This is a genomic window from Paramuribaculum intestinale, from assembly GCF_003024925.1.
Taxonomy (GTDB): Bacteria; Bacteroidota; Bacteroidia; order Bacteroidales; family Muribaculaceae; genus Paramuribaculum; species Paramuribaculum intestinale.
Map to the genome: position 1 here is coordinate 1 of NZ_PUED01000133.1, position 6,931 is coordinate 6,931.

The 6,931-nt window shown below is 56.7% G+C and carries 7 protein-coding genes; 2 read left to right on the top strand and 5 right to left on the bottom strand.

Features of this window, described 5'->3' with window-relative positions; translation table 11 throughout:
* The first annotated feature begins 333 nt into the window (after positions 1-333).
* Both dnaK and C5O24_RS09590 read left to right on the top strand, forming a co-directional pair.
* Entirely contained in the window at positions 334-2,238 is a 1,905-nt protein-coding gene (dnaK, locus tag C5O24_RS09585) for a molecular chaperone DnaK (RefSeq protein WP_107681760.1), read from the top strand.
* 106 nt (positions 2,239-2,344) lie between these two features.
* Positions 2,345-2,521: a helix-turn-helix domain-containing protein gene (locus C5O24_RS09590; RefSeq protein ID WP_107036766.1), complete on the top strand. Its 177-nt coding sequence runs from the start codon at positions 2,345-2,347 to the stop codon at positions 2,519-2,521.
* A gap of 110 nt (positions 2,522-2,631) precedes the next feature.
* Here C5O24_RS09590 and C5O24_RS09595 read toward each other — a convergent pair whose 3' ends face one another.
* From C5O24_RS09595 to C5O24_RS09615, 5 genes are all read right to left on the bottom strand, one after another.
* On the bottom strand, positions 2,632-3,621 hold the full coding sequence (locus C5O24_RS09595; RefSeq protein ID WP_107036765.1) for a virulence RhuM family protein: 990 nt from the start codon (positions 3,619-3,621) through the stop codon (positions 2,632-2,634).
* Positions 3,622-3,713: 92 nt separating this feature from the next.
* The gene (locus C5O24_RS09600; protein ID WP_107036764.1) at positions 3,714-4,247 is read right to left on the bottom strand and encodes a methylated-DNA--[protein]-cysteine S-methyltransferase; all 534 of its coding nucleotides are present in this window, start codon (positions 4,245-4,247) and stop codon (positions 3,714-3,716) included.
* 145 nt (positions 4,248-4,392) lie between these two features.
* A complete protein-coding gene (locus tag C5O24_RS09605) occupies positions 4,393-4,647 on the bottom strand; it encodes a type B 50S ribosomal protein L31 (RefSeq protein WP_107036763.1) in 255 nt (84 codons plus the stop codon).
* 191 nt (positions 4,648-4,838) lie between these two features.
* Positions 4,839-5,423, bottom strand: coding sequence for a Holliday junction branch migration protein RuvA (gene ruvA, locus C5O24_RS09610; protein ID WP_107036762.1), 585 nt, complete (start codon positions 5,421-5,423; stop codon positions 4,839-4,841).
* Positions 5,423-6,931 (bottom strand): Do family serine endopeptidase (locus C5O24_RS09615; RefSeq protein WP_107681761.1); only part of this gene is annotated, 1,509 nt, incomplete at its 5' end. The genes C5O24_RS09615 and ruvA, both read right to left, overlap by 1 nt.

The window sequence follows — 6,931 nt, forward strand, 5'->3', positions numbered from 1 at the left end:
GACCGGGGGAAAGAGAGCCGTCCACTCCACTCGGCCGAGCTGCGGAGCCTGCGAGATCAGCCGCCCGCGTCAGCACGGGCCACCTGTCTCAGGTATCTTCGTGGATGAGCCGCAGCGCCGGTGGCGGAGGCTGACACGGAGATGACACTATGTCAGATGTGTGTCAGTAGCGCGGTTTGTGGTAATATGCTTGCTGATAAAACTTTATGTATGAGTCAACTTTTTTGGCACGTGATTTGTTTGTATTAGTGATCGCCGGCGGCCCGCAATGTCAGCGGGTGTCGGTCAGAAACAGAAAATATTAATAAAAATACAAAATAAAATCTTTTAATTATGGGAAAGATTATAGGCATTGACCTCGGCACCACCAACTCGTGTGTGGCCGTTCTCGAAGGCAAGGATCCTGTGGTGAGCCCCAACAGCGAGGGACGCAATACGACTCCTTCGGTAGTAGCGTTTGTTGATGGCGGAGAGCGCAAGGTGGGCGATCCGGCCAAGCGTCAGGCCATCACCAACCCCAAGCGCACGATCTATTCGATCAAGCGTTTCATGGGCGAGAACTGCCAGCAGGTGGCAGGCGAGATAGAGCGCGTGCCCTATAAGGTGGTGTGCGGCTCCAACGACACTCCGCGTGTCGACATCGACGGCCGCGAGTACACTCCGCAGGAGATCTCGGCCATGATACTTCAGAAGATGAAGAAGACTGCCGAGGACTACCTCGGACAGTCTGTGACGGAGGCTGTCATCACTGTGCCGGCCTACTTCAACGACTCGCAGCGTCAGGCCACCAAGGAGGCCGGCGAGATTGCCGGACTGACCGTGAAGCGTATCGTCAACGAGCCTACCGCAGCCGCTCTGGCCTACGGACTCGACAAGACCAACAAGGATCAGAAGATAGCCGTGTTTGACCTCGGCGGCGGCACGTTTGATATCTCGATCCTCGAGCTTGGCGACGGCGTGTTTGAGGTGAAGTCGACCAACGGCGACACCCATCTCGGCGGCGACGACTTCGACCATGTGATCATCGACTGGCTCGCCGACGAGTTCCAGAAGGACGAGGGCGTGGATCTTCGTCAGGACCCGATGGCTCTCCAGCGCCTCAAGGAGGCCGCCGAGAAGGCCAAGATAGAGCTTTCGAGCGCCACTTCGACAGAAATCAACCTGCCGTATATCATGCCTGTCAACGGCATACCCAAGCATCTGGTGAAGACGCTGACACGCGCCAAGTTCGAGCAGCTCGCCGACAAGCTCATCCAGGCCACCATCAAGCCTTGCGAGCAGGCTCTCAAGGATGCCGGCATGACCCCGAAGGATATCGACGAGGTGATACTCGTGGGCGGTTCGACCCGTATCCCGGCCATACAGCAGGTGGTTGAGAAGTTCTTCGGCAAGGCTCCCTCGAAGGGTGTCAACCCCGACGAGGTAGTGGCTGTGGGCGCTGCCATCCAGGGTGGTGTGCTCAGCGGCGATGTGAAGGACGTGCTGCTCCTCGACGTAGTGCCCCTGTCGGTAGGTATCGAGACTCTCGGCGGCGTGATGACAAAGCTTATCGAAGCCAACACCACCATTCCTACCCGCAAGAGCGAGACATTCTCTACGGCCGCCGACAATCAGCCTTCGGTTGAGATCCACGTGCTGCAGGGCGAACGACCCATGGCCAAGGACGACAAGACTCTGGGCAAATTCCATCTCGACGGCATCGCTCCCGCTCCGCGCGGCATACCGCAGATCGAGGTCACTTTCGAGATCGACGCCAACGGCATTCTCAATGTTTCGGCCAAGGATAAAGCCACCGGCAAGGAACAGAGCATCCGCATCGAGGCATCGAGCGGCCTGACCGACGCAGAGATACAGCGCATGAAGGACGAGGCTGCGGCCAATGCGGCAGCCGACGCCAAGGAGAAGGAGCGCGCCGACAAGATCAATCAGGCCGACTCGCTGATATTCCAGACCGAGAAGCAGCTCAGCGAGCTGGGCGACAAGATCCCCGCCGACGTGAAGGCTCCGATCGAAACCGCTCTGACACGCCTCAAGGAGGCTCACAAGGCTCAGGATATCGACGGCATCGACTCCGCCATCAAGGAGGTGGAGGCAGCCTTCGGCGCAGCCCAGCAGGCTATCCACAACGCACAGGCACAGGCTCAGCAGCAGGCCGGTCAGCAGCCCGGCTCGCAGCAGGGGCCGCAGCCGGGAAGCGGCGACGGAGTGACCGACGTCGACTTCGAGGAAGTGAAATAAGGCCTGCGGCCCGACACTGATATAGCGATGGGGCGTGGCCGATGACAGGCGACGCCCCATCCGTTTTGAAAATAACGTATTACTTAATCAAAAAAACAGAGATATTATGGATGAACGCAACACTGTGATAGAGGCGATCCGCAATGCCGGAGAGCCTGTCAACGCCTCGAAGGTGGCTGAGGTCACCGGGCTTGACAAGAAGGTGGTCGACAAGGTATTCGCCCAGCTCAAAAAGGATGGCACGATAGTGTCGCCGGTCCGCTGCAAGTACACCCTTGCCTGAGCCGACAACCCTTGCCGAATTATGGCTTAAATCAAAGTCGCCGTGTCAGAATGCCCGATTCTGACGCGGCGACTTGTTTGCGCTGAAAACTGTCGCGGCGATATGGCATGCTAAGTGTCGAGTATACGGCGGATCTCTTTGTCGAAATCAGAATCGATCTGTTGGGTAGGATTGAAAAGGTCGTATTCTGCTTCCGCTTTTGCCTTGGCCTGTGAGGCGGATATGCAGCCGCGATTTGGTAATGTCTTATAATCGTTGAATGTCAAGAATTTATTGACACTTTCGGCAAATTGTTCCATGGTGAATATGTTTCCGCGTTCGATCTGTCCCTCAATATAATCGAAATAGGATGTGACAGTCCGTTCGAGAGAGCGGATCTCTTTGTCGGTCAGATAGTTTTTAGCAATAGTTACATCAGATTTGAGTATGCGGCCGTCAGGAGCGTTTTTCCATGAAGTAAGCCCCATATTGGGTTTCGTATGGTCAGCGCCGGAGTGTATTATCTCGGCGGCAGTATGTCCGGTTATGGCATAATGAAACCGGTTCTGTACCATGGCATAAAAATCTTTTGTTGCCGGTGCCATACGGTCGTAATCGATGCTGCACTCGGCATATATGTCGGTGATCTGTTGCCAGATGCGTCTCTCGCTGGCGCGAATGGAGCGTACGCGTTCAATTAGTTCGCGGAAATAGTCGCGCCCGAATGTCGCATTTCCCTGTTTGAGACGTTCGTCGTCAAGTACGAATCCTTTACGGATATATTCGTTGAGTATGCGTGTGGCCCATTGACGGAACATGGTGGCGCGGCGGCTGTTTACGCGGTATCCGACACTGATTATGGCATCAAGGGAATAAAAGGCCGTATTATACTTTTTTCCATCGGTCGCAGTATGTGCAAATTTTGCACATACTGATTCTTCATAGAGTTCTCCTGTCTCAAATATATTTTTGAGATGCTTGGTTATGACGGTGCGGTCAACTCCAAACAGTTGAGAGATGGCTTTCTGTGTAAGCCATAGTGTCTCATTCTCCACATAAGCCTGCACTGTCCCTGAATTGTCGGGGAGATTGTATAAGATAAATTGAATTTCCTTTGCCATGGTTGTCAGCTGTCGGTGTAGTGAGTCGCTTTCGTTTTATGCAAATATAGCGAATTATTCCGAGAATGACAAGATGTCTGTCGAATCATGCCTCATGGTATTGGTGTGGCGGCGTGTGATTCGAGGTCGAGGAGGCGGCGTTTGGCTGCGATGCCGCCGGCGTAGCCTGTCAGCGAGCCGTCGGCGCCGGTCACCCGGTGGCAGGGGACGATGATTGATATGGCGTTGGCTCCGCAGGCCGATGCCACTGCTCTTACGGCTGTGTGGTGTCCGACGGATGCCGCCAGCTGCGAGTAGCTGATGGTGGATGCGTAGGGGATTGCTGTCAGTCGCCGCCATACGGCTTGCTGCAGTGGCGTGCCGTCGATGGCCAGAGGCAGGTCGAATTTGCGTAGCCGTCGGTCGAAATACAGGTCGAGCTGTCGGCGCGCTTCGTCGATCAGTGGCGAGTCGGCTGCTCCGGGGGTGGACAGCGGGCCGTAGAGGCGTCGGAGGCGGCGTTCCACCACAGGCCGCGGACTGCCGCCTGCTGCCCAGTCGCACAGGCATATCCGATGGCCGACGGCGCCTATGAGAAGATCTCCGCAGGGGGTGTGGTGTGTGGCGGTGAGGATGGTGGTGTTCATGACGGTAGGTGGTGTAAGTAACACGCTCTTATGGCATACAACAAGGTCCTGTGTCAACGCATAATGTCATGACACAGGACCGTCGTATCGGTTTGTGATCCTTCGTGCAGGGCGCTGCAGGCACCGCTGCTCTCTTTCGCGGGATTTATTTCTTCTTGCGGTTGCCGTAGCGGTTCATGAACTTGTCGACGCGGCCGGCGGTGTCGACGAGTTTCTGCTTGCCGGTGAAGAAGGGGTGTGAGGCGCTTGTGATTTCAAGCTTCACGAGGGGGTAGGTCTTGCCGTCCACCTCGATTGTCTCCTTGGCGGCGATAGTAGAACGTGTGATGAAGATCTCTTCGTTCGACATATCTTTGAACACAACTTCGCGATAGTTGGAAGGATGGATGTCTTTTTTCATTTTGTTATGCTGTTAATCGATTAATCCGTTAGAAAATCGCGCTGGTAAGGCGCAATGTTTGTAATGGCGGTGCAAAGTTAGAAATTTTTTCACAATCCGCCAACGGTTTTGTCGGCTTTGCGGCTTGATTGCAATAAATTAGTGGACAAACCGGTGGCGATGGCCGAAAAAACTGCCGGATTTGTGCCGGATCAGAGCATGGCGAGGGCTTTCTTGATGGCCTGTTCCACCTTGATCTGAGGCTCGGCGTCGAAGAGTTTGCGGAGCGCCTTGGCTGCGGCCGGACGCGGAAATCCGAGCATCACGAGAGCGGCGAGAGCCTCCTCGAATGCCTCGCTTGCGGCGGGAGCCATGGCGGCTGCGGGTATGTCGCCCGAGGGTTTGATCTTGTCGCGAAGATCCACCACTATGCGCTGTGCTGTCTTGGCTCCGATCCCTTTGACGGCTTTGAGCCGCGCGTGGTCGCCTGCGATGATGACCGACGCCAGTTCGGGGGCGGGGATCGACGAGAGTATCATCCGCGCGGTATTGGCGCCGACGCCGCTGACTCCAATGAGCTCGCGGAACAGTTCGCGCTCCTGCGGACTGATGAATCCGTAGAGCTGATAAGCGTCTTCGCGGATTGCTTCGTGAACGAGCAGCCTGGCTTCCTTCTTGTCCTGCAGTTCGGTGTAGGCTGTCAGTGTGATGGCAAGAAGATAGCCCACGCCGTGGCAGTCGACCACGGCGTAGGCGGGTGTGAGTTCGGCCAGAGGGCCATGTATGTATTCTATCATCAGTCGGCGAGATCTACAGCGTAATACATCTTTTTGCCTGTGGGATAGACGCCGGAGATGAACATAACCTTGTCGTAGGTGTCGTCGCTCTTCATGATGGCGTCGTAGATCTTCTCGACATCCTCGGGCGAGCTGACGCGGCCGTTGTTGATGTCGGAGATGATGAAGCCTTCACGGATGCCGGCACGCTTGAAGCGTCCGTCGCCAGTCACCTCGCTCACCTGCACTCCGCTGCGCAGACGCAAGGCGCGGAGCTTGTCGTCGGCCACTTTGGCGAATTTGGCGCCGAGTGCCTCCACTGTAGGCGCTTTGACGATGCGTGTGGATCCCTGGTTGTTGAGAAGAGTCACGTCGAAGTTTCTGGTGCTGCCGTCGCGCACGATGGTCAGCGAGGCTTTGTCGCCCGGGCTGAGACGGCTGAGCTGCTCCATGAACTGGGCTTTGTTGTGGATGGCCGTGCCGTTGATGGCCACGATCACGTCGTTGGGTCTCACTCCGGCGGTCATGGCGGCTCCGCCCTCGCTGACCTCCTCCACGACAATGCCGTCGTTGATGTTCTTGAATCCCTTCTCCTTGATGATCTCGGGGGTGAGTTCACGGAAGGTGATGCCAAGCACCGCGCGCTGCACCGTGCCGTATTTCTTGAGGTCGGTCATCACCTTGACCACTATCGAGGTGGGTATGGCGAACGAATAGCCGGCATAGTTGCCCGTCTGCGAGTATATGGCGGTGTTTATGCCGATGAGTTCGCCTTTGAGATTGACGAGCGCTCCACCCGAGTTGCCGGGATTGACGGCGGCATCGGTCTGTATGTATGATTCGATGGTCATCCGTCCCTGGCGGCTGTCGGAGATCGAGCGGGCTTTGGCGCTGACTATGCCGGCGGTGACGGTGGAGGTGAATCCGAACGGATTGCCCACGGCGAGCACCCATTCGCCCACGAGGAGATTGTCGGAGCTTCCCATCGGTATGACGTGGAGGCTGTCGGCCTCGATCTTTATAAGGGCGAGGTCGGTGGTGGGGTCGGTGCCTATGACGGTGGCGTCGTAGGTGCGGTTGTCGTTGAGTGTCACCTCAAGGCGTTCGGCGCCCTCGATGACATGGTTGTTAGTGACGATATGTCCGTCGGCGCTGATGATCACTCCCGATCCGAGTCCCATCGGCTGCTCCTTGGGCTGCTGTTCCTGCTGCTGGGGCTGTTGCTGCTGGCGGCGCGGGGTGCCGAAGAAAAATTCAAAGAACGGATCGTCAAACGGGGTGCTCTGACGGGTGGAGCGCTGGCGCAGTGTCACGTAGCTCTTGATGCTGACCACTCCGTTGATGGTCGATTCGGCTGCGGCGGTGAAGTCGGTTTCGAGCGCGGCACTCTGCGCTACGGTCAGGAACCGGCCGTTGGCGTCGGTGCGGCCGTTGTCGGAGAGGTCGGTGTCGGCCTGACGTGACAGGCCTGAGTCTGAAGCCTTGAAGCTGTCTCTTATACCAATCAGACGCTGCCAACGAACGCCCCA